The organism is Rhodococcus sp. NPDC060176 (assembly GCF_042728675.1).
Taxonomy (GTDB): Bacteria; Actinomycetota; Actinomycetes; order Mycobacteriales; family Mycobacteriaceae; genus Rhodococcus_F.
Genome location: NZ_JBHWYS010000001.1, coordinates 647,573 through 669,155 on the forward strand (window position 1 = coordinate 647,573; position 21,583 = coordinate 669,155).

The 21,583-nt window shown below is 62.0% G+C and carries 29 protein-coding genes; 12 read left to right on the forward strand and 17 right to left on the reverse strand.

Features of this window, described 5'->3' with window-relative positions; genetic code table 11:
• Positions 1-38 precede the first annotated feature (38 nt).
• Both ACFWEM_RS03005 and ACFWEM_RS03010 read right to left on the reverse strand, forming a co-directional pair.
• Positions 39-521 (reverse strand): SRPBCC family protein, encoded by a 483-nt coding sequence (locus tag ACFWEM_RS03005; protein WP_378531031.1) that lies wholly within the window; start codon positions 519-521, stop codon positions 39-41.
• Positions 522-523: 2 nt separating this feature from the next.
• Positions 524-868 carry an ArsR/SmtB family transcription factor gene (locus tag ACFWEM_RS03010; RefSeq protein ID WP_378531033.1) on the reverse strand — a complete coding sequence of 115 codons (345 nt, stop codon included), beginning with the start codon at positions 866-868 and terminating at the stop codon, positions 524-526.
• Between the two features lie 94 nt (positions 869-962).
• Here ACFWEM_RS03010 and ACFWEM_RS03015 point away from each other — a divergent pair, with 94 nt between their 5' ends.
• Entirely contained in the window at positions 963-1,619 is a 657-nt protein-coding gene (locus tag ACFWEM_RS03015; protein ID WP_378531035.1) for an alpha-ketoglutarate-dependent dioxygenase AlkB family protein, read from the forward strand.
• A 5-nt stretch (positions 1,620-1,624) separates the two neighbouring features.
• Here the strand turns inward: ACFWEM_RS03015 and ACFWEM_RS03020 are convergent, their stop codons facing one another.
• Positions 1,625-1,771, reverse strand: a complete 147-nt coding sequence (locus ACFWEM_RS03020; RefSeq protein WP_378531037.1) for a hypothetical protein — start codon at positions 1,769-1,771, stop codon at positions 1,625-1,627.
• Between the two features lie 238 nt (positions 1,772-2,009).
• On the opposite strand from ACFWEM_RS03020, the gene ACFWEM_RS03025 reads away from it, so the two are divergent.
• On the forward strand, positions 2,010-3,509 hold the full coding sequence (locus ACFWEM_RS03025) for a flavin-containing monooxygenase (protein ID WP_378531039.1): 1,500 nt from the start codon (positions 2,010-2,012) through the stop codon (positions 3,507-3,509).
• Between the two features lie 85 nt (positions 3,510-3,594).
• Here ACFWEM_RS03025 and ACFWEM_RS03030 read toward each other — a convergent pair whose 3' ends face one another.
• A complete protein-coding gene (locus ACFWEM_RS03030) occupies positions 3,595-4,065 on the reverse strand; it encodes a hypothetical protein (protein WP_378531041.1) in 471 nt (156 codons plus the stop codon).
• Positions 4,066-4,142: 77 nt separating this feature from the next.
• On the opposite strand from ACFWEM_RS03030, the gene lexA reads away from it, so the two are divergent.
• Complete coding sequence (gene lexA / locus ACFWEM_RS03035) at positions 4,143-4,832, forward strand: transcriptional repressor LexA (RefSeq protein WP_317552332.1); 690 nt, start codon at positions 4,143-4,145, stop codon at positions 4,830-4,832.
• Positions 4,833-4,845: 13 nt separating this feature from the next.
• On the opposite strand, the gene ACFWEM_RS03040 is transcribed toward lexA, so the two are convergent.
• The 4 genes from ACFWEM_RS03040 to ACFWEM_RS03055 are packed head-to-tail and all read right to left on the reverse strand — an operon-like array spanning position 4,846 to position 8,185.
• The gene (locus ACFWEM_RS03040) at positions 4,846-5,259 is read right to left on the reverse strand and encodes a cupin domain-containing protein (protein ID WP_378531043.1); all 414 of its coding nucleotides are present in this window, start codon (positions 5,257-5,259) and stop codon (positions 4,846-4,848) included.
• 29 nt (positions 5,260-5,288) lie between these two features.
• Positions 5,289-5,675 carry a DUF2255 family protein gene (locus ACFWEM_RS03045; RefSeq protein ID WP_378531045.1) on the reverse strand — a complete coding sequence of 129 codons (387 nt, stop codon included), beginning with the start codon at positions 5,673-5,675 and terminating at the stop codon, positions 5,289-5,291.
• Positions 5,650-7,122 carry an MFS transporter gene (locus tag ACFWEM_RS03050; protein ID WP_378531047.1) on the reverse strand — a complete coding sequence of 491 codons (1,473 nt, stop codon included), beginning with the start codon at positions 7,120-7,122 and terminating at the stop codon, positions 5,650-5,652. The genes ACFWEM_RS03045 and ACFWEM_RS03050 overlap by 26 nt, the downstream gene beginning before the upstream one ends.
• 25 nt (positions 7,123-7,147) lie before the next feature.
• A complete protein-coding gene (locus ACFWEM_RS03055) occupies positions 7,148-8,185 on the reverse strand; it encodes a zinc-dependent alcohol dehydrogenase family protein (protein WP_378531049.1) in 1,038 nt (345 codons plus the stop codon).
• A 167-nt stretch (positions 8,186-8,352) separates the two neighbouring features.
• On the opposite strand from ACFWEM_RS03055, the gene ACFWEM_RS03060 reads away from it, so the two are divergent.
• On the forward strand, positions 8,353-9,237 hold the full coding sequence (locus ACFWEM_RS03060) for a helix-turn-helix transcriptional regulator (RefSeq protein ID WP_378531051.1): 885 nt from the start codon (positions 8,353-8,355) through the stop codon (positions 9,235-9,237).
• A gap of 27 nt (positions 9,238-9,264) precedes the next feature.
• Here the strand turns inward: ACFWEM_RS03060 and ACFWEM_RS03065 are convergent, their stop codons facing one another.
• From ACFWEM_RS03065 to ACFWEM_RS03085, 5 genes are all read right to left on the reverse strand, one after another.
• Positions 9,265-10,407: a diguanylate cyclase gene (locus tag ACFWEM_RS03065; protein ID WP_378531053.1), complete on the reverse strand. Its 1,143-nt coding sequence runs from the start codon at positions 10,405-10,407 to the stop codon at positions 9,265-9,267.
• Positions 10,408-10,525: 118 nt separating this feature from the next.
• Complete coding sequence (locus ACFWEM_RS03070; protein WP_378447348.1) at positions 10,526-10,990, reverse strand: RrF2 family transcriptional regulator; 465 nt, start codon at positions 10,988-10,990, stop codon at positions 10,526-10,528.
• Positions 10,991-11,051: 61 nt separating this feature from the next.
• Entirely contained in the window at positions 11,052-11,816 is a 765-nt protein-coding gene (locus ACFWEM_RS03075) for an SDR family oxidoreductase (RefSeq protein WP_378531056.1), read from the reverse strand.
• A 75-nt stretch (positions 11,817-11,891) separates the two neighbouring features.
• A complete protein-coding gene (locus ACFWEM_RS03080; protein ID WP_378531058.1) occupies positions 11,892-12,788 on the reverse strand; it encodes an LLM class F420-dependent oxidoreductase in 897 nt (298 codons plus the stop codon).
• Complete coding sequence (locus tag ACFWEM_RS03085; RefSeq protein WP_007729728.1) at positions 12,785-13,105, reverse strand: GYD domain-containing protein; 321 nt, start codon at positions 13,103-13,105, stop codon at positions 12,785-12,787. Before ACFWEM_RS03085 ends, ACFWEM_RS03080 begins: the two co-directional genes overlap by 4 nt.
• Before the next feature lie 81 nt (positions 13,106-13,186).
• On the opposite strand from ACFWEM_RS03085, the gene ACFWEM_RS03090 reads away from it, so the two are divergent.
• The 4 genes from ACFWEM_RS03090 (at position 13,187) to ACFWEM_RS03105 (ending at position 15,298) form a co-directional block, all read left to right on the forward strand.
• Entirely contained in the window at positions 13,187-13,369 is a 183-nt protein-coding gene (locus ACFWEM_RS03090) for a hypothetical protein (protein ID WP_095972013.1), read from the forward strand.
• A gap of 44 nt (positions 13,370-13,413) precedes the next feature.
• Entirely contained in the window at positions 13,414-14,229 is an 816-nt protein-coding gene (locus ACFWEM_RS03095) for a DUF72 domain-containing protein (RefSeq protein WP_378531060.1), read from the forward strand.
• Between the two features lie 70 nt (positions 14,230-14,299).
• Positions 14,300-14,809 carry a hypothetical protein gene (locus tag ACFWEM_RS03100; protein WP_378531062.1) on the forward strand — a complete coding sequence of 170 codons (510 nt, stop codon included), beginning with the start codon at positions 14,300-14,302 and terminating at the stop codon, positions 14,807-14,809.
• 33 nt (positions 14,810-14,842) lie between these two features.
• A complete protein-coding gene (locus ACFWEM_RS03105) occupies positions 14,843-15,298 on the forward strand; it encodes a PPOX class F420-dependent oxidoreductase (RefSeq protein WP_030536493.1) in 456 nt (151 codons plus the stop codon).
• Between the two features lie 2 nt (positions 15,299-15,300).
• On the opposite strand, the gene ACFWEM_RS03110 is transcribed toward ACFWEM_RS03105, so the two are convergent.
• A complete protein-coding gene (locus ACFWEM_RS03110) occupies positions 15,301-15,741 on the reverse strand; it encodes a winged helix-turn-helix transcriptional regulator (RefSeq protein ID WP_378531064.1) in 441 nt (146 codons plus the stop codon).
• A gap of 120 nt (positions 15,742-15,861) precedes the next feature.
• Here ACFWEM_RS03110 and ACFWEM_RS03115 point away from each other — a divergent pair, with 120 nt between their 5' ends.
• Positions 15,862-16,266, forward strand: a complete 405-nt coding sequence (locus ACFWEM_RS03115) for a PaaI family thioesterase (RefSeq protein WP_069145498.1) — start codon at positions 15,862-15,864, stop codon at positions 16,264-16,266.
• Between the two features lies 1 nt (position 16,267).
• Here the strand turns inward: ACFWEM_RS03115 and ACFWEM_RS03120 are convergent, their stop codons facing one another.
• On the reverse strand, positions 16,268-16,783 hold the full coding sequence (locus ACFWEM_RS03120; RefSeq protein WP_230817536.1) for a MarR family winged helix-turn-helix transcriptional regulator: 516 nt from the start codon (positions 16,781-16,783) through the stop codon (positions 16,268-16,270).
• 58 nt (positions 16,784-16,841) lie between these two features.
• Between ACFWEM_RS03120 and ACFWEM_RS03125 the strand changes: the two genes are divergently transcribed.
• A complete protein-coding gene (locus ACFWEM_RS03125) occupies positions 16,842-18,275 on the forward strand; it encodes an FUSC family protein (RefSeq protein ID WP_378531066.1) in 1,434 nt (477 codons plus the stop codon).
• Positions 18,276-18,333: 58 nt separating this feature from the next.
• Complete coding sequence (locus ACFWEM_RS03130) at positions 18,334-18,933, forward strand: TetR/AcrR family transcriptional regulator (protein ID WP_378531068.1); 600 nt, start codon at positions 18,334-18,336, stop codon at positions 18,931-18,933.
• A gap of 21 nt (positions 18,934-18,954) precedes the next feature.
• Here ACFWEM_RS03130 and ACFWEM_RS03135 read toward each other — a convergent pair whose 3' ends face one another.
• Complete coding sequence (locus tag ACFWEM_RS03135) at positions 18,955-19,395, reverse strand: VOC family protein (RefSeq protein ID WP_378531070.1); 441 nt, start codon at positions 19,393-19,395, stop codon at positions 18,955-18,957.
• A 172-nt stretch (positions 19,396-19,567) separates the two neighbouring features.
• On the opposite strand from ACFWEM_RS03135, the gene ACFWEM_RS03140 reads away from it, so the two are divergent.
• Positions 19,568-20,731 carry an alpha/beta hydrolase family protein gene (locus ACFWEM_RS03140; RefSeq protein WP_378531072.1) on the forward strand — a complete coding sequence of 388 codons (1,164 nt, stop codon included), beginning with the start codon at positions 19,568-19,570 and terminating at the stop codon, positions 20,729-20,731.
• 64 nt (positions 20,732-20,795) lie between these two features.
• On the opposite strand, the gene ACFWEM_RS03145 is transcribed toward ACFWEM_RS03140, so the two are convergent.
• The gene (locus ACFWEM_RS03145) at positions 20,796-21,527 is read right to left on the reverse strand and encodes a TetR/AcrR family transcriptional regulator (RefSeq protein ID WP_378531074.1); all 732 of its coding nucleotides are present in this window, start codon (positions 21,525-21,527) and stop codon (positions 20,796-20,798) included.
• Between the last annotated feature and the right edge of the window lie 56 nt (positions 21,528-21,583).

Consider the following 21,583-nt stretch of genomic DNA (forward strand, 5'->3'; position numbering starts at 1 on the left):
AACTGCCTTTCACTGCGGAGGTTCGGGCAAACAGGTGGTCAGAGTTGCGCGACGATCTTGTCCAGGCGTTCGTAACCTTCGGTGACGCCGAGCTCCATATTGCTCTCGATCATTCCGTCCCGCGCTTCGAGGCTCGGATACACGGAATGGCCGGAGAGTCGGGTGCGCCCGTTGCCCAGGTCCTCGAACGTGATCGATTCGATGCTCACCACGTCGGCGAATCCCTCGTATTCGAACGTCTGGATGACGAAGTCGTTCTCGCGAACGACGTGAAACACGCCGTTGAACCGGAACTCTTCTCCCTCGGGGTTGCGATGAACGTACTTGTACCGGCCGCCGCTGACGAACTCGTATTCGTCGATCTCCATCTCGTATCCGTTGGGGCCGAGCCACTGCTTGACCAGTTCGGGATTCGAATGAGCCGCGAAGACGGCACTGACGGGTGCGTCGAACTCGCGGGTGATGTCGATGAACGGCACGCCCTCAGGAGCCGTGATGGTGACGGGATTGGTGGTAGCCATGGCTAAGTCTCCTTCTGTGTGGTGCTGAGTAGGTGATCGAGCTTGCGGAACTGTTGTTCGTGGATCAGTCGATAGCGGTCGATCCAGGCCGTCAACGCCTCGAGAGTTGCGGCGTTGAGATGTACCGGCCGCCTCTGGGCGTCGCGGCTGCGAGTGACCAAACCAGCGGCTTCGAGTACCTGAATATGTTTGGAGACAGCCTGTTTGGTGATCTCGAACGGCTCGGCCAACTCGTTGACCGTTTGGGGGCCGCTACTCAGGCGGGCGATGATCCGCCGTCGTACCGGGTCGGCGAGCGCCATGAACGCTTTGTCGAGACGCTCGTCTGCCCCTGGATCCACGATCACTTGTCAACCATCTCCTTTATCAACCAATCTGTTGATTACGATACGAGCCGATGTGGAGGGTGTCAATGCCTCGGGACCGATTAGCGTGGAAACCATGAACGCTCTGATTCCTCGGCCACGACTGGAAGTGGCGCCAGGGGCGATCCTCGTTCCGGATTGGCTCAGCGTTGAACAGCAACGCACCTTGGTGGCCGAGTGCAGACGGTGGGCAACCGCACCCGTACCGATGCGGTCCGCTGTTGTCCCAGGTGGGCACAAGATGTCGGTGCAGACAGTCTGTCTCGGTTGGCATTGGCAGCCGTACAAGTACACCCGCACGGCCGACGACGTGAACGGTGCGCCTGTCGCAGCGGTACCCGACTGGCTCGCCGACCTCGGCCGCACCGCAGTTGCCGCTGCCTACGGTGACCCGCGTGCGGGGGAGAGCTACGCACCCGACACCGCGCTGATCAACTTCTACGACGAGGGCGCTCGCATGGGCATGCACCAGGACAAGGACGAACGCTGCGACGCTCCCGTCGTCTCACTGAGCGTCGGGCAGAGTTGTGTCTTTCGGTTCGGGAATTCCGCGAACCGGAACAAGCCGTACACCGACGTCGAATTGCACTCGGGTGATCTCTTCGTGTTCGGCGGAGAGTCGAGGTTCGCGTATCACGGTGTGCCGAAAGTTATTGCAGGAAGTTCTCTTCCGGGCATCGGTCTGCAATCAGGAAGGCTGAACATCACGCTGCGAGATACCGGAATGTCCTGACAGTCTCACCCCTGTTGTGCCACTGGTTCAACAGGGTCGAAGTCTGCGCTGGAAGGTCCGTCCCCGACCATCTCGATCAACTCGGTCGACGGCGGAGTTGGCAGAGTGCGCCAGCGCTCTCGTTCGAGGTTGTGGGGTTGTATCTCGTTCATGCCCTAATTATCGACTTCCTACTTCACTCCGTCGGCTATTTGTGGGTGGACATTCTGCTAGGCCTCGTGTCCGACGTCGATATCGAGTCGGGTCGAGATATTGACTGTTACCGTAAGTCGCACATACTCTGGTTACTGGCGCTGACCGTAGGGAACCCGGCCTGAAACGACCGATCGTTCTCGGCCACCGCCGACGCCAGATGTAGCTTCGCGACGACCTACGAAACGAGTTTCCTCCATGCCGCAGCATGTTGACGTACTGATCATCGGCGCTGGCTTGTCCGGAATCGGCGCGGCTTGTCACCTCATTCGGGAGCAGACGGGAAGCACTTACGCGATCCTCGAGCGCCGGGAAAATATCGGTGGCACCTGGGACCTGTTCAAGTACCCAGGCATCCGTTCGGACTCCGACATGCTCACTTTCGGATTCGGGTTCCGTCCGTGGATCGGCACCAAAGTGCTCGCCGACGGCTCCAGCATCCGGGACTACGTCGAGGAAACTGCCAAGGAATACGGCGTCACCGACCACATCAACTTCGGCCGCAAGGTCGTGGCAATGGACTTCGATCGTGCGACTGCTCAGTGGACCGTGACCGTCCTGATCGAGGCCACCGGAGAGACCGAGACGTGGACCGCGAATGTCCTCGTCGGCGCCTGCGGTTACTACAACTACGACAAGGGCTACCGCCCCGCCTTCCCCGGTGAGGACGACTTCCGCGGTCAGATCGTGCACCCACAGCACTGGCCCGAGGATCTCGATTACACCGGAAAGAAGGTCGTGGTCATCGGGTCCGGTGCCACCGCGATCACCCTGATCCCGTCGATGGCCCCCACTGCCGGTCACGTCACCATGCTGCAGCGCTCGCCCACGTGGATCCAGGCACTGCCGTCCGAGGACCCGGTTGCCAAAGGTCTCAAGCTCGCACGCGTTCCCGACCAGATCGCGTACAAGATCGGTCGAGCCCGCAATATCGCACTGCAACGCGCCAGCTTTCAGCTCTCACGTACCAACCCGAAGCTGGCGAAGGAGCTGTTCCTCACCCAGATCCGCTTGCAACTCGGCAAGAACGTGGACCTGCGTCACTTCACCCCCAGCTACAACCCGTGGGATCAGCGTCTGTGCGTGGTTCCCAACGGAGACCTGTTCAAGGTGCTCAAGAGCGGCAAGGCCGACATCGTCACAGACCGTATCGCCAAGTTCACCGAGAATGGCATCGTGACCGAGTCGGGTCTCGAACTCGAGGCCGACATCATCGTCACGGCGACCGGCTTGAACGTGCAGATCCTGGGCGGGGCGGCCATGAGCATCGACGGCGAGCCGGTCAAGCTCAACGAGACAGTCGCCTACAAGAGTGTTCTCTACTCCGACATTCCGAACTTCCTGATGATTCTCGGCTACACCAACGCATCCTGGACGCTCAAGGCCGACCTCGCCGCGTCCTATCTGTGTCGCGTACTCAAGATCATGCGTAAGCGCAGCTACACGACTTTCGAGGTTCACGCCGAACCCGAGGACTTCGCCGAAGAATCTCTCATGGGCGGAGCGCTGACCTCGGGCTACATTCAGCGTGGCGACGGAGAAATGCCGCGCCAGGGTGCCCGTGGCGCGTGGAAAGTGGTCAACAACTACTACCGCGACCGCAAGCTGATGCACGACGCCGAGATCGAAGACGGTGTGCTGCAGTTCAGTAAGGTCGACACTTCCGTCGTACCTGGCAACAAGGTCGCCAGCGCATAGTCGACTCCACCTGAGGCGAACCGGTCGCACCACTGGGGACGTCGGCGAATGTGCTGGAGATGTTGCGTCGACGTACCCGATCGCGTCACGGGGTCTGTGATCGGTGAGTTCGCTTCCGCAATCGTCGGTTGTGCACCACGACGGGAAGAACATAGGCAGCGACCATGGTTACGGCAAGCAGTCCGAGGTAGAGGTAGGCCCAGGTCCATCCCGCTGCTCGTATGGCCAGCAACGATCCGCCCATGATCAACGGCGTCCCGGCCCCGGCGAGCAGATCGACGTCACGGGGCGACACGGGTGGGGTTCCCAGTACCGGTACACGCCTGCCCGAGTTTTCTCTGAGCGTCCGTCCGACCGATGCGAAGTAAAGTGCAACGCCCACGACGGCCATGGCGACTCCGATTGCTATCGAGCCGGCCCCCGACCGCGTCGACAACATGGCATAAGCCACAAAGCATGTCGCTCCCATCGCAAGTGGCGCTGTCTTCCAGATCGGCGTCGAAGTATGGGTATCTGCGGGGACGCTCACTGGACGCATCGGTTCGAGGGGCTCCATCAGCCCAGCGTGCCATGTGCTGCTCGGGAAACAAACTGTGACCGCTGTTTCTTTCCCGGCCTCCCTGCCTGGCCGAGATGTCGGGACCTCTCACTACGATTCTCGTCGTGACCGATTACGACGATCTCGACATGTTCGGTGGCCTCGACGCCTCCTCCCTGCCGCTCCGCCAGCAGCAGATTCTGATGACCATCCGGGATCTCGTTGCTGCCAACGGGTGCACGCCGAGCACGCGGCAGATCGGAGACGCGGTTGGCTTGCGCTCGACATCGACGGTGTCCAAGCACCTCAAGAGCCTCGAGGAGAAGGGCTTCCTCCGCCGGGGAGCGGCCATGGCTCGGCAGTTGGACGTGCGGCCTTTCCTCGTGGGCGCGAAGGAACAGTCGTCGTCGAATACCGTGACGGTTCCAGTGGTCGGCGACATTGCCGCCGGCGCGCCGATCCTCGCGGAAGAGCACACCGACGAGGTACTCGCGCTTCCTCGCGAGCTCGTCGGTTCCGGCACGGTGTTCGGTCTTCGGGTGCGTGGTGAGTCGATGGTCGACGCAGCAATCTGCGACGGTGACGTCGTCGTGGTGCGGCGCCAGGACGAGGCCCATTCCGGTGAGATCGTTGCCGCGATGATCGACGGTGAGGCCACCGTGAAGGTGCTCCGGCGCCGCGACGGTCACGTGTATCTCGAGCCTCGCAATCCCGCGTACAGCGTCATCGACGGCGACCGAGCGGCCATCTTGGGCAAGGTTGTTTCCGTGATGCGACGTATCTGAGACTTATCCGGTCTCAGCGACGGTTGGCGCGGAGGCCGTTGTATTCCTCGTCGGTGACTTTGTCGCCCCACGTGGTTTCGGCGCTACCGTCGCCGGGTCCTTCCCACAGTGCGAGGTGGCTCATGAAACGATCTGGTGCCGCGCCGTGCCAGTGTTCTTCTCCCGCCGGGGTATAGACGGTCTCGCCCGGGTGCGCTTCGATGATCTCGCCGCCGCGAGCTTGAATCAGCGCGGTGCCGGAGACAATGTGGAGGGTCTGCCCGAGGGCATGTGAATGCCAGTCGGTTCGCGCACACGGTGCAAAGCGAACCATGTTGGCGCGCATCCTCGACGGCTCCTGGCCGGCGTAGATGACGTCCCACCAGACGTCGCCGGTGAACCAGTCGCCGGGTGCCTTGCTGGTGGGCTGGGGCGTCAAGATTTCCATGAGTTCTCCTCGGGATCGAAAGGGTGAGTTCAGTTCTGCGTCAGCGGAACAAGTCGAATTGTGTTGGGCGCGGCCTCCGGCCCGGTCACGGAGCCGACAATCTGTGGGCCGTAGCGGTCGTATTTGGTGTGATAGGCGGAGTCGATCACGGAGTGGGCATCCGCTGTGGCGGCCTCGAAAGAGACGTCCCGTTCAATTCCTCCTGCTCGGATTCGGCCCGTTCCGCTTGCCGTTGCTCGGACGAACCAAGGGTTGTCGGTTCCGTATGCCGAGCGCACGTACAACTCGTTGCCGGCCCGAACAACCCATATGGTGACGTACGGCCTCGCGGTGCCGTCGCGGCGGAACGAGGAGATCTGCAATTCCTCGGCACTGCCGATCTTGGTCAGTTCAGCCTCGGTCCACGAGTGCGACATCTCTGGTTCCTTTCTCCGGTTCGAATTGCTGTGTGGTACTTCGCGTTCTCGTAGCCGGGACGATCAGTGCGAGAACTATGACGAGACAAGCGGCGAGCAGGACGGTTCCTGTGGTGAGAGCCGTTGACACGTGATCGGTGAGTGCGGTTGCAGCGTCGTCGGCAGTGGATCCGGCTCCTGCCGAGACCGCGACGATGATGCCGAGCCCGAGAGCGCTGCCCAGTTGGTGGGCAGTGTTGACCAATCCTGATGCGGCACCTGCATCCTCGGCCTGTACTCCGGAGATACCGGCGGAGGTCAGTGGCGCGAATGCCAACCCCTGCCCGGCGCCGATCAAGAACATCGGAAGCGCAATCGCAGTGAGATACGAGCTGTTGGGATGGACCAGGCTGAGCCAGCCCATGCCGGCGAGAGTAACGGCAATGCCAACCGAAAGAAGCGCGGAGTTGCCGAATCGCGGCGTCAGTCGCGGAATAAGCATCGCCACAGCAAAATTGACGATCGTCATCGGGAAGAAGGCGACGCCGGCTTGGAACGCGCTGAAGCCCAAAACACCTTGGAGTAGCTGAGTAGTGAAGTAGAAAAATCCGATCATGGCACCCAGATAGAGCATTCGGGCGGCGTAGGCACCGGATCGCTCTCGGCTACGGAACAATCTCAGCGGCATGATCGGCTGTTCCGCACGCGCTTCGTTGAGGAAGAGCAGGATCAGAAGTGTCGCCCCAGTCGCCAGGGTCGTAACAGTGATCGGTGAGGTCCACCCCGCTTCGGCCGAGTTGACGGTGCCGAAGACGAGTGCGGTCATGCCGAGTGTGGCGAGAACGGCGCCGGTCACATCGAAACGTCCGGTGTTCGGCTCGGTTTCCGGAATGAACCGGGGAGCGAGCGCGATCATCGCGATACCGATCGGAACGTTGATGAAAAAGCCTGCGCGCCATGACACCCAGTCGGCCAGGGCGCCACCGATCACGAGTCCGAGGCTGGCGCCTATCCCCGCTGCAGCGCCGTACCAGGCAACAGCGCGCGTTCGCTCCCGACCAGGTGGGAAACTGGCGGTCAACAGTGACAGCGACGCCGGGGCCACCACCGCAGCTCCGACGCCTTGGAGAGCGCGTGCCGCGATGAGCCACCACCCGTTCGGTGCGACGCCGACGAGAAACGACGCAATCGCGAAAATCGCGAGCCCGGAGACGAATACGCGACGACGGCCGAAGATGTCCCCGAGACGAGCGCCCAGCAGGAGAAGGCCGCCGAACACCAGGGTGTAGGCGTCCTGGACCCAGGAAAGACCGGTCGCCGAGAAACCCATGCTGATGTCGATGCTGGGTAGACCGGTGAAGATGATCGAATTGTCGAGCAGGATCATGAAATAGCTGATCAGAATGATCGCCAGGATCGCGGTGGAATTGATTCGACCGGCGGCCGGGTTGTCGGCAGTGTGAGTCACGCGCTTCTTCTTCACAGGTGGTGGATTACGGGCGGACGAGGACCTTCAGCGATTCACGGGAATCCATGGCTCGGTAGCCTTCCGCAACGTCGTCCAGTCCGACGGTGCGGTCGAAGACCTTGCCCGGCTGGATCTTTCCGTCAAGAACGTCGGGCATCAGTTCTTCGATGTACGCGCGAACGGGAGCCGGTCCGCCGGTGAGAGTGATGTTGGGCCCGAAGAGTGTCCCGAATCCGATTGGAGCTTCTTCGTATTGGGGTACTCCGACTCGGCTGATGACGCCGCCCGGTCGGACAACTCCGAGTGCCTGCTCGTAGGCAGGCATATGACCTACCGCTTCGAGAACGACGTGAGTACCGTCCCCGCCGGTCAGTTCACGGACTTTCTCGATGCCTTCGTTGCCACGTTCGGCAACCACATCGGTTGCTCCGAACTCGAGGCCGAGGTCCGTGCGGATCTTGTGGCGCCCCATGAGGATGATGCGCTCGGCACCGAGGCGTTTGGCGGAGAGCACTGCCATCAGGCCCACTGCTCCGTCTCCGATGACCGTGACCGTCGTGCGTTGGTTGACGCCGCCCTTGACCGCCGCGTGATAGCCGGTGCCGAAGACGTCGGAAAGCGTCAGCAGTGACGGCAGGAGTTCGGAATCCTCGCCCACCGGTGCCTTGACCAGGGTGCCGTCTGCCAACGGCACGCGGATGGCCTCCGCCTGCCCGCCTCCGATCCCGTTTCCGGCCCAGAATCCGCCGTGTCGGCAGGAAGTCTGCAAGCCTTCGCGGCAGAAGTCGCACGTCCCGTCCGACCAGGCGAAGGGAGCGATGACGAAGTCGCCCTTCTTCAACGTGGACACCTCCCGACCTATCTCTTCGACCACTCCGACGAACTCGTGGCCCATCGGGGAACCGCCTGGCGTGGCCGGCATGTTGTGGTAAGGGTGCAGGTCAGAGCCGCAGACGCAGGCCCTGACGACCCGTACGATCGCGTCCGTCGGCTGCTGAAGTACTGGATCCGGCACGGTCTCGACTCGAACGTCTCCGGCGCCGTACATGATGGTTGCGCGCATGATGTCCCCTCTTGCTTATGGTGTTGCGTGCTTCTGGGTCGACGTTTCTGCGTGAACCGGTCGACTGCAATGAGTCAACGCCGCGCATCGCGGGCGCGGGAGTGTCTGTTGTTCCAGGTAACGGCAGTACCTCCCTCTGTCATCGCCGCTTGAGTAACGTGAACTGCATGGACAACCGAGCCGAGATTCGCGAATTCCTCAGCTCCCGTCGTGCTCGCATCACACCCGAGCAGGCAGGACTGCCGGCCTACGGCGGAAACCGTAGAGTCAAGGGATTGCGCCGTGAGGAAGTCGCTCTGCTCGCCGGTGTGAGCATCGACTACTACGTACGCATGGAGCGCGGAAATCTGGCTGGAGCGTCGGACTCGGTACTCGAAAGCCTCTCCCGAGCACTACAACTCGACGAGGCCGAAACTGCCCATTTGTACGACCTGGCGAAGGCTGCCGGTGCAGGCGCACCGAGTAGAAAGCGGCCGGCGCCCAAGGGCGTGAGCCCGGCGATTCAGCAGATACTCGACGCCATCACCGACGCCCCGGCGTGGGTACGTAATGCCAGGCACGACATGCTGGCGGCCAATCGCATGGCGCGCGCGTTGTATTCGCCGGTCCTGGCTGATCCGCGTAGGCCGGCGAACAACGCCCGCTTCGTGTACCTGGACCCGGCGTCGCAAGACTTCTTCGTGGATTGGGAGCGCGCGGCGGACGACATTGCCGCGATGCTCCGCTCGGAAGCGGGGCGCAATCCCCACGACAAGGCGCTGACCGAGCTCATCGGTGAACTTGCCACCCGCAGTGAGGTATTCCGCACCCGTTGGGCGAAACACAATGTGCGCTTTCATCGGACGGGTTTCAAGAAGGTTCGCCACCCCGTCGTCGGCGACCTGGAACTGAACTTCGAGGCGATGGAATTGCCGTCCAATCCCGGGCTGACACTGCTGGTCTACACCGCAGCGCCTGGGACGCCGACGGCTGATGCACTCAAACTCTTGGCGAGTTGGGCGGCTACCCAGGATCAGTTGGATCCGGCGAACGACAGCGAAGCGTCGCTCTAGAAGTTGATCGGTATGTGACGTGCTGATTCAGCTCAGATGCGTTACCGCCCAGGCTACCTGGTCTCCACCTCGTCGCTTCGCCCGATACATCGCGTTGTCGGCATCGGCAAGAATCCGATCGATGGTTCCCGAAGCGTCCGGGATTGTCGAGGACAGCCACACGCTGGCGCCGACGCTCACCGAGATCGACTGTCGGCCGGCAGGCTTCGATATCGAGTTGTGAATGTCCACCACGGTTTTTTCGATACGACGTGGCTCGACCGGCATGAGAATCACGAACTCGTCGCCGCCCGTCCGCGCCACCAACCCGATCTCTCCGACGGCCGAGTTCAATCGTCGACCCACGGTCACCAGCATCCGATCGCCTTCGGCGTGACCGAGTTTGTCGTTGACGCTCTTGAACGAATCGACGTCGATCACTATCGCAAGGACTACGTGTCCCCGGAGTTCTTCGACATCGAACAGCTGGTGCCAGACATTGTGCAGCCCACGCCGATTCAGGGCAGCGGTGAGCGGATCTCGCCAAGCGTGTCGTGCATCGTCGGTCAAATACAGGACGAGAAAATGCACGGTCATCGCGGCTGAGGCGATAACACACCCGATGACCAATCCAGTAGACACCGACAGCGAGGAATCGGTATCCGGATCGGTGACCGCTCGAATTGTCAGTAGGGCTACGACCAGCAGTGCACCGGCGATCTGCGCAGTCACTATCCGGGGGCTGTGAAACACCGACGAATAGTTCGCGACGACTACGAAGAGCACCGCACCGGTCAGTGCCAGGAAGCTCGCATGGATTCCGGCGAGCAGGATCAAGGACAAACAGATGTTGGTGAGCGCAATGAATCGAACGGATTGTCGGTGGCTCGGCCAGGATCGTCCGAACGACCAACGAATCATGCAGTACAGCGCGATCACACATGCTGTCCCAGCAGCGAGCCGTTCAGGGACTTCGGTTGCGCCGCCCTTCACGAATTGAGCCAGTACGGCGAGTGCGACGAACACCGCACACCAGAAGGTGACGACGACCCTGGCTGTCCCCAGCATCGATCGAGCAGCCAGAAACCTGGGGAACCACTCGCCGTCGTACGCAAGGGACCACCAGCGACGCAACAGTCCCGTTGTCTGACGGATATTCTGCCCCAACCCCGCAGCGCCACTGACTCCCATGAAACCCCCTCCGAGATCTTGCGAAAATTCCCGGAGGTTTCTTCGTCAAGATTTGATCCCCGAACAAGGTACCCGATAGTTGAAAGACGCATTAATGCATCGTGAGGCGTAGACGACTCTAGGGCGAGATCGGTTCCGTCAGGATCTTTCTGAGGGCCGGAAGGTCCAGGGTTGCAGCTAGATCGGCAATCGTGACCCCCGACAGTGATGCGCGCCAGGCTTTTTCGGCGTCAGCCATGACTTTGGCTATTCCGCAGGCGGAACGGCACTGCTCGGGCGGAGCGGCGAGGATTCCTTGCTGCCGAATCTCCGTGCACCGGAACGCAGGTTCGGTGCCGTCAACCGCCTGTACGACGTCGAGAACCGTGATGCTCTCGGGAGCCCGGGTGAGAACGTACCCACCGTCTCGGCCCTCGGTCGGATTGACCAGACCGGCGTGCGCGAGCGCTCGCAGATGCTTCGCCAGGTATGTCTTCGACACCCCGTGAAGTTCGGCGAGTCTGGCTGTGGGTACCGGCCCCTCGGCCTGGCTGAGAACCACACAGCAGTGGAGTGACCACTCCACGCCTCCGGAAAGCTTCATGATTGGACTCTATCGACGCCGCGGAAAGCGGTGCGGGTCGGACATCGGTCGAGGGTGTACGTCAGGCCTTCTCGGCAAGCCACGCGTCGTATGTTGTCGGCGCAATCCATGCATCTGCACCGGGTGTCGGGGTGAGTGCCGAGTTGTCGAGTTTCGCGCCGAAGTAGCCGGCCTCGGGATCGGAGATCACCGAACGCTTGTCGCCGGTGACGAGGAACAGGCGCCGGACCAGTTCGTCGATGCCCAGCGGTTCGGGCCCGGCAATCTCGACCGTGCCGTTTTGCGGCGCGGCGGTCACTACCTCGGCGACGTGAGAAACGACGTCTCGAGACGCGATGGGTTGCAGATGTCCCGGCGTTGCGTGGACAGCGCCGTCGGTGGTTCCAGAATCGGTGGTTCCCGCGTCGGCGATTCCGGCGACGAACTCGAAGAACTGGGTCGAGCGGACGATCGTGTAGGGGATCGGGCCCGCTTTGACCAGGTCTTCCTGGGCGACCTTGGCTCGCATGTACCCCGAATCGGGCAGTCGATCGGCACCCACGATGGACAGAATGACGTGGTGCCCGACGCCTGCCTTCTCTTCGGCGGCGAGGATGTGGCCGGTTCCGTCACGGAAGAAGGCCAAGACGTCTTCGTCCGACCAGGACGGGGAATTGGTCAGGTCCACGACGACGTCGGCGCCCTCGACGGCTTCGGCGATACCTGTGCCGGTGGTGATGTCGATCCCGTCGGCACGACCGAGTGCCTTCACGTCGTGCCCGGCGTCAGTGAGCTTGGCGGCGACCTGGCTTCCGATGAGCCCGCTCCCGAAAATGACGATCTTCATGATTTTCTCCTTTACTCGGATAAGTCATGTCCAAGTATACTCGGACACAACTTATCCAAGTCAAGGGTTGTCCGGTCAGCCGAAGAGTTCGGCGGCCAGTGCTTCGTAGGTCGCGAGCGGATCACCCTCGGCAGGAAGTGCTTGGATCGCAACGTGATCGGCGCCCGCCGCGACATGCTCGCGAAGTCGATCGGCGATGGACTTCGCGGTACCGCGTGCAACGAGGGCATCGATCACGCGATCGTTTCCCTCGTTGGCCAACTCTTCGGGTGCAAAACCGAGGCGCTCGAGATTGCTCGTGTAGTTGCGCAAATACAGATAGGGGTTGGCGACGGCGGGACGTCCGATTGCTCTGGCCTTCTCCGGATCGGTTTCCAGAACAACCTTGTGCTCAGGAGCAAGAATCTTCGAGGGTCCGAGGATTTCACGAGCTTCGGCCGTGTGTTCTGGGGTGGTCAGGTAGGGATGCGCGCCGGCGGCGCGATCGGCGGACAGTTTCAACACCTTCGGTCCCAGCGCGGCGAGGACACGGCGAGATTCCGGGACCTGGGCTGCATCGAGTTCGTCGAGGTAAGACACCAGCGAGGCGTACGGCTTGGTGTAGTCACCGGTCGCCTCCGGATGTCCGACGCCTACACCGAGGAGGAATCGCCCCGGATGTGCGGCTTCGAGTCGGTGATAGGACTCCGCCACCTCAGCCGCAGGTGAGGACCAGATGTTGACGATTCCGGTTGCCACGGTGATGTGCTCGGTCGCATCGAGGAGTTTCTCGGCGATCCGTAGATCGGACCGCGGTGAGCCGCCGATCCAGATGGTGCCGAAACCGAGTTTCTCGATCGCTGTTCCCAGTTCGGGCGGCAAACCAGCCGCTCCTCGCCAGATTCCGTAGGTGCCAAGGTCGGGTGTTTGCGTAGTCTCCGTCACAGCGGGTGCAACTCGGGCGCTGACGGGATCTATTCCTTCCGACATCATTTGCCCGGCGCGCGGTAGTCGGTCGGTCGCTTGACTGCCTCGTCGATCTGCTCCGGCGTGAGCAGTGTGATCGACTCCGAGCGGGCTGCACCTGCCGCAGCTGTACGAATGCTCAATGCGGCGGCCGCGACGTCGTCCGGCAGGTTGCCGATCACGAACATGTCGTGACCGCCCAGTGCGAAGTGGCAGGATTCGACTGTGCCGCCGATGCTTTCGACCATTCGGGTTATCGCGTCGCGTCGCGCAGTGCCTCCCTCCTGTTGTAGGCCGGCGGCGCCGGAGGGCGAGTAGGTCACTTGCCAGAGGTATTTCGGCATTTCCACTCCTTGCTCGGGATGGGTACTTCGATCGTGTACCCGTAGGGCGCTCGGTGGCAATGGGTAGGGGACAATCACGGCATGGTTGGAACTCCGGTGATCGTGACTATCGTGTCCGTGTGTGTAGGTTTTGTGATCTTCATGCTGGCTGCCAGCGGTGCACGCGGAAAATGGGACCGTCGCCTCGTGATCGCGTTGTTCGTCGCCGCGGTGGTGTGCCTGACCGTCGTACCGGTATCCGTCGCGCTCAGTGCCGGAGTTTGAAAACACGGAGTGTAAAACACTGGAGTGCCGCTTAGTCTGAAGCGATGGCAGATATTCGGGTAGGTATCTCCGGGTGGACGTATCCCGCGTGGCGCGGAGATTTCTATCCGAAAGGTCTTGCTCACCGCAAAGAATTGTCTTACGCCGCAGAGAGATTGACGTCGATCGAGATCAACGGCTCGTTCTATGCGCTGCAGAAGCCGGAAAGCTACACCAAATGGCGCAGTGAAACTCCCGAAGATTTTGTGTTCGCGATCAAGGGTGGCCGGTACATCACGCACATGAAACGGCTGCTCGACGCCCGCGACGGACTTGCGAACTTCTTCGCCGCCGGGACGCTCGCTCTCGGTCCCAAGCTCGGGCCGATTCTGTGGCAACTACCTCCGACGCTGCAGTTCGAACCGCGGCGGTTGGCGGATTTCTTCGACGGTCTTCCCCGTACCACGCAGGCTGCTGCCGATCTGGCAGCGCAGCACGACGACAAGCTGACCGACGAGAGAGTATTCGCGCAGACGGAGAAGGATGTACCGATCCGTTACGCGGTGGAGGCGCGGCACGCCAGCTTCGAGACCGACGAAGCCGTGGACCTGATGCGCGAGCACTCCATCGGTTTTGTCGTTGCAGACACCGCCGGTAGGTACCCCCGCATCACCACTCCGACTACCGACTTCGTCTACGTGCGGATGCACGGAGACAAGGAGTTGTATGCGAGTGGGTACACCGAGGAAGCTCTGGACAAGTGGACCAAGCGGTTTCGGGACTGGATGGACGAGGACCTCGACGTGTACGTCTACTTCGACAACGACATGAAAGGCTTTGCGCCGCACAACGCAATGTCCTTGTTGGGGCGGCTGCACTGACGGATCGCCTGGCCTGTCGGTGGGCTGTGGCAGGCTTCCGCGTGAACGCGAAGACCGAGGAGACACCACGATGATGCCCGAACAGTGGACGCCCGAACAGGGCTGGCCGACGGCTTGGCCGAACGTGGCCCGTGACATCGCCGATGCCACGGCCGACGCACTGGTCGCGGTCCGGGCGGCAAATCGTGACGGATTGCTCGCCGCCGTCGAAGAACTGCGCGGGCTCTCCTTCGAGCAGGTCAGCTCCGTTCACGCGGCGATCGTGCGCGAATTGCTCGAGGACACGCATCCGGACGGCTTGTCCAGTGGGGACGTGCAGGATGCGCTGACTACTTGCGCTAAGTCCACGATCGTGTGGCTGCCGGATCTGGACGTGCAGGCACTGGCCGCGGTCTACACCGGGGCGCTCGGGATCTCGGATCTGGAAGACGATTCGTTCCGCATCGGGCACGGCGCGTACCTGCGTTCGGCGGTCCTGGTCATCGGGAGCTTGTCCACAGGAGTGAAGAAAGCTCAGAGCGCCTACATCATTCGTGCAATCGGCGAAATCGCACGTGCTCAGACCATCGAGATGCCCTGAGCGTCAGTTGGTAAATCGAATTAGGCTGAGGCCATGTCCAAGATCGCCAGCGCAGATCGTGTGTCGTTTGCCGAGCTCCTCGAATTCGTCAGGCCGCGCCATCGGGCCACGTTCGTCACGGTGAAGAAATCCGGCGAGTTGCAGATCTCTCCGGTGACGTGTGGTGTCGACGACGAGGGTCGGATCGTCATCTCTACGTACCCGGAACGGGCCAAAGCGGCGAATGTTCGACGGACGCCGGCGGTGTCTCTGTGTATCCACTCTGACGAGTGGAATGGTCCGTACGTCCAGGTCAACGGAACCGCGGAGTTGATCGATCTCCCGGATTCGGTGGAACCGTTGGTCGACTACTACCGATCCATCGCCGGTGATCATCCTGACTGGGACGAGTACCGCGAAGCCATGCGCAAGCAGGGCAAGAGCCTGATCCGTGTCACCGTCGACTCGTGGGGTCCGATCGCAACCGGCGGGTTTCCGCCCGGACGTTGACGCTATCGAGCAGGCGGCGAGAGTTCGACTACGCGCGCGTCTCTGGCGGCCAGCGGCTCTTTGCAGTGTGCGCACACAACTTGGGCGTGCATGATTTCACCGCAACGATGCTCGACGACGGTTGGCGGCGGACCCGGCGTCGCAAAGGTGTCTCCCCATTCCATGAGTGCCATCAGGATCGGGTAGAGCGCCTTCCCTGATTCGGTGGCGACGTATTCGTAGCGCGGCGGATGTTCTTCGTACCGACGCTTTGCGAGGACGTCGGCGTCGAGAAGGGTGCGCAGACGCGCGGCGAGGATGTCGCGGCTGGCTCCCGTGCCCGCGGCGATCTCGTCGAACCGTCGTTGCCCGAGAACGATTTCTCTGAGCACCAGAAGTGACCACTTCTCGCCGACGACCTCCAAGGCGTTGGCGATGGAGCAGTTGCGTCCTTTTGTCGCCATCGTGTCGGTGTCCTTATTGGTTGAAGACGTTAGTTGGGAAATCCAACTTAGCACTTGACGGCACGTATTTCGGGGCGGAAGGTGAGTCGAGAAATCCAACCGAGCAGATGAGGGGTCGACATGACGGAATTGAATCTCGAGGCAGCAAGCGGATTTGTCAGTGCCGCCGGATTGCAACTGGACGAGGTCTCCGGCACCAAGGTTGTCGGGCACATCGATCTGTCCGAGGCACACCACACTCCGTGGGGCGTTGTCCACGGCGGCGTTTACACGACTGCCGTCGAGTCGGCCGCGAGCATCGGGGCGAGTACCGCAGTGGCGGACCGTGGCGAATTTGCCGTCGGAGTGCACAACGGAACGGATTTCTTGCGCGCCCGCACGGGTGGGCGCGTGGACGTCGTAGCTCTCCCGATTCAGCAAGGACGGGTTCAGCAGTTGTGGTCGGTGGTCATCACCGATCCGGAATCGGGCAAAGAGGTGGCACGCGGTCAGGTGCGTTTGCAGAACGTACCGCTGCCGAAGTAGATCAGTCCCAGATGCCTGAGTCGATGTTGAGTGAGATTCGTTTGAGCAGTGCCGTCAGTTGGGCTCGTTCGCTCTCGTCGAGTCCGGTCAGAACCTGACGGTCTCGCTCGACTCGTCGGGGAAACTCTGCCTCGACCAATTCGCGACCGGCATCGGTGAGTTGAAGCAGAACCACCCGCCCGTCGTGTTCGAAACGCTGGCGCTCGACAAAGCCCAGTTTGGCCAGGCGGTCGGCGTGTTTTGTGGTGGCGGCGCCGCTGACCATCGTGACGGCGGTGACCTCGCTCGCTCGCAGAGGACGGTCGCTGCGAGCGAGTGCGCTCATCACGTCGAATTCGGCTCGAGAGACTCCGCTCGATGCCAGCGCCCGGTCGAGCTGGTGGAGAGACTGCGCGTTGATGCGGGCGATCCGGCCCATCACCTCGACGGGAGCAGTGTCGAACTCGGGGTAGGCGCGCTTCCATTCGCGACGGACTTTGTCGATGAAGTCGTCTTCGGATCTGTTCGCCGCGCCCATGGCCCCATCTTAGCGACAGATTTCACATTACTTCACAAGTAATTTACTAGTGAAATAAATGTATGCTGGGTGGGTGACCCGAACCGAAACCGCAGCCAGGACGCCCAGCCGTCTCACTCATTCGAGTGAGGCCATTGCACATACCGTCTCCGGGGCGACGTGGCGAGGGGCTTTTCGTATCGGATCCGCGGACGCGACCATCGCCCCAGCGATCAGGGTCGGACTCGCCACCGCCGTAGTCCTCGTGGTCGGCGGACTGCTCGGGCATCGGGAATTGGCCGGCTTCGCGGCCTTGGGTGCGCTGTGTGCCGCTTTCGGCAGGTACGAGCCGTATCCACGGTTGGCCGGCAAGCTGGCAATGGTGGGCGCTGCACTGGTGGTTTCGATTGCCTTCGGCGGCGCCATGGGTGTCGCGGGCGTTCCGATATGGGTGCAGATCGGCATCCTGTCGTTGCTGGCCGGTGCGTCGTATTGCTTCATGTCGGGCTTCCGGATCACCGGGCCGGGGCCCGTCATCCTCGTCTTCGCAGCGACCGGTGCAGCCGGATATGCCTCCAGCTTCGATGATTTGGCGAGGTTGGTGACTGTCGGTGCGCTCGGAGTTCTGGTCGGGTGGATAGCCGCGATGCTTCCGGCACTCGTGTTGCCGATGGGACCTGCTCGCCTGGCAGTGGCTCGTGCCGTCTCTGCCGTCGGGCGCCTCGAACAGTCCGGCAAAGACGGAGTGGACCCAGCACTCGCATCAATTGCCAACGCGCGCTTGGTCATCGCGTCGAGTGGCCGGATCAAGTCGACCGTCGATCACGGCCGCGAACTGGTCGCAGTGCTCGACGAAGCAGAAGCGGCAGTTCAGGAGTGGCAGTTGCACGCCGACGCCACCCTGATTCGCAGCATCGCTCGGCACGAGAAGGAGCTTCGGAAGCTCAAGCGTTCCAGCATGATCGAACACGACCTCGTACCGGCACAGACCCTGGCCACACCCGAAGGCTATTTTCTCGAAGGATTGAATCGGCTGTATTCGCGCCCGGTGCGGATGAACGCTCTCCGCATCGTGGCAGCGTCGGCTCTGGCCGGTTGGCTCGCGGCGGGAGCCGGGTTGGAGCATCCACTCTGGGCGTCGATGGGTGCCATCGCAGCGATGCAGGGGCTGAACTACAAGCAGACCGTCCAGCGTGGGATTCAGCGGTTGGTGGGAAATGTCGGTGGCGCCGTCGTCGCTGCTGCTCTCATCGCGTTGACGCTCGGCTACTGGCAAGCGGTAGCCGTGGTCGTGATTCTGCAAACCGCTGCCGAGCTGCTCGTGATCAAGAACTATGCACTGACTTCACTGGCCGTCACCCCGATGGCACTGCTCCTCATCGGTTTCAGCGCTCCGATCGGGACCGAAGCGGCAGTGGCTCGCGTCGCGGACACTCTCATCGGTGTGGTGATCGGTGTTGTCGTCGCCGCAGTGACGATCAGTCGATCGGATCGCCAACACGTCACCGTGTAACCGGTACTGCTGTGTTTCCGGTACTGCTGTGTTTCCGATACTGCGTAGGCTCCTGCGGGTGGAGGACAGCACGCCGATCGACGGCCGGAAACTGCGTTACCAGCATCGCCGTGCCGAATTGCTCGAGCAGGTGACCGCGTATGTCACGGCGAACGGCGTCGGTGAACTGTCCATGAGGCCGTTGGCCAAGGATCTGGGGATCAGTCATGCGACACTCATCCATCATTTCGGTTCGAAGGAACAACTGCTCACCGAAGTAGTCGCCACCCTGCGAGACAGCTCCTCTCTCGACATCTCGTCCGGGACCGACATCGTCGAAATGTTGACGAGTTACTGGAATGGGCGCACATCAGCGGAATCGTTGCCGAACTTTCGCTTGATGTTCGAGATCTACGGACAGGCGTTGTTGCATCCGGAGCGGTATCGCGAGTTTCTCGAACACGTAGTGGGGGACTGGTTGGGTGGTTTGGCAGATGCTGCGCTCGCGCATGGATGTCCGCCCGATCGCGCTGATCGCTACGCGACGATCGTGTTGGCGCAGATTCGCGGGTTGACACTCGATCTGGTGACCACCGGTGACCGCGTCAGAATCGACGCGGCGTTCGCCGAATTCGCGGCTGCGATGGGCGCTCTGGCCAGCTCGTGGAAGGCGATCTGACGGTCCGATTGCCGTGACTCTTCAGGCGATCTGCTCGAACAGGGACACGATGATCCCTTCAGGCCCCCGGACGTAAGCCATGCGCACGCTGTTCTCGTACTCACCGATCCCGCCGATGAGCCCGTACCCGTCTGCAGCCACCGCGTCGACCGCCGCCTGGAGGTCGCCCACCTCGAAAGACACGTTGCGCAGCCCGATCTCGTTGGCCATCGGAGCAGGCGATCCGGGTATGTGGTCGGGCGTGACGAAGGACGAGAGTTCCAGCCGTGACCCTTCGCCCGGCGGGCGCAGCATTGCAATTTCACACTTGGCTCCAGGGATACCGCAGACGGTTTCGACGAACTCACCCTCCACGGATCCGGTGCCCTCCAGTTCGAGGCCAAGTCCGACGAAGAACGCCGTCGCTGATTCGAGGTCCGCGACGGTGATGCCGATGTGGTCGAAGCGCTGTACGTGGGCCATGGATCCATCCTCCTACTTTCTGGTGCCGGTTCGATGCTAGGTCGGAGTCACGGTCGGGATTTCGACATGTCTTTATTGTCAAACTGCAAAATTTTGCTTGACCGATCGGTTAAACAAAATCTACGATAGCGTCCAACGAGGTCGCCCATCGCACGAACCGGAGTCGTCAGACGTGAAATTCCAGTCGAAGTCGTTCGCACGCATATCCATCGCAGCCCTCTGTGCTGCAACGATCGGCTCCGCCGTTGCTGCGCCCATCGCGTCCGCACAGGCACCGAGCGCGTCGCAAGCCACGGGCACTCTGGTGTCGAGTGAGCCGCTACCGAAAGATCTGTGGATTCCGGGTACCGCCGACGCCAAGCGATTCACCTACTGGACCATCGGTTCCAACGGCGGGCCTGCGCTGAGCAGTGGCGCCTACTACGTCCCGGCCGGTCCGGCACCGGAAGGTGGGTGGCCCGTCATCGCGTGGGCGCACGGCACCACGGGACTCGACGATTCCTGTGCCCCTTCGCTGGTCGGTCCAGGCCTGCCCGAGCGTGACTACCCCTACCTGGGGCGTTGGCTCTCCGAGGGCTACGCCGTAGTCGCCACCGACTACGTCGGTCTGGGAACACCGGGACTGATGCCGTATCTCGACGGAAAGGTGGAGGCGCACAGCGTCGTCGACTCGGTCAAGGCGGCTCGGGTGATCGACCCCACCATCTCGAATCGGTGGGCAGTGGTCGGGCAGTCGCAGGGCGGCGGTGCGGCCATCACGACGGCGCGCTACGCCACCGAATACGGTGGGGATTCTCTCGACTATCGCGGCGGTGTGGGTACCGGCGTGCCGGCCAACATCGAGTTGACGCTCCTGCCTGCAGGTCCGGGCTTCCCGCCCATCGCCCTCGGCGGCGGCTTGACCTCGTACGCGCTCTACATCCTCGCGGGCCTGCGCGAAGCGCACCCCGAGATCGACCTGAACTCGTACCTCAACGAACTGGGCAGGGAAAAGGTCGACTCGGCCGAAAAGCTCTGCGCCGCAGACTTGGACGAGGCATCCAAGGATCTGGTGCTCGGTGACATCTTCTCCCGCCCGCTCAGTCAGATCCCGAACTTCCAGGGTCTGTTGAACGATTACATGGGTGTGCCGACGAGCGGATACGACCGCCCCATCTTCATCGGCCAGGGTCTACTTGACGTGGATGTTCCTGCACCGTCGGCGCTTTCGCTGGTGGCAGCGTTGGTCGCCAACGGTGAACCGGTCACCTTCAAGACCTACAACACCGATCACAGCGGTGCTTTGGTCGAATCGCAGGCCGACACGATTCCGTTTGTCGCGAACCTGTTCCGTTAGGCCTACCGAGAATCCGGACCGTCCGAGGGGTCGCTGTCGCGTAAGTGCGACAGCGACCCCTCGGTCATTTCTGTGACTCTTTGATTGCGTCCAGTCGCGCTTCGAGACCGTCGAGGACACGGTCGAGTGTGTAGCGATAGTGTTCTGCCCGTGTCGCTTCCGCAGTATCCGGTGGCCCCGCGAACTTCCCGATCAGTGTCTCCATCGATGAACGGGGATCGGCGGGCCCGTCGTTGCTCAGTCGTTCCAGCATCGCGCCGTGATCGGGTGAAGGCTGACCGCTGGGAATGCGCCTGGCGTCGTTCATGGCGATCAGCGTGGTTGTCGAGGTGAAGGCGACGGTATAGGCCTGGGCGGCTTCCGCTCCGAACCCGGCGTCTGTCAGCGATGCCAATCCGGCCTCCATGAGTACCCGGCTGCGCTCGGTGGCAACTCCGTTCATCAGCAGCCACTGCGCCGCGCCCGGACACCCGATCAACGCTTCTCGCATCTGCAAGAGTAGATGTGTCAACCATTGACGCCAATCTTCTTCTGCGGACGGCACGTTCACGGCCGACATCGCACCGTCGACCACCGCCGCCGAGAGTGCTTCGCGATCTCCGACGAGCCGATAGACGACGGAAAACGACGTATCGAGTTCGCCGAGAAGCTGCCGCAGCGACCAGCCCTCGACTCCGTGCTCGCGACTGAGCCCGAACGCAACGGACAGCACTGCGTCCGCAGTGATCCCGGTGTTGTAACTCCGGCGGCGCTGTGATTTCGCGGCGGGCTTTTTGTCAGGTGATGGCGCAGTCATGGTCCGACCGAGCTTAGCGGCGTCGGATCGGGTCGCGTAGTCGGCGCAAGCGATTG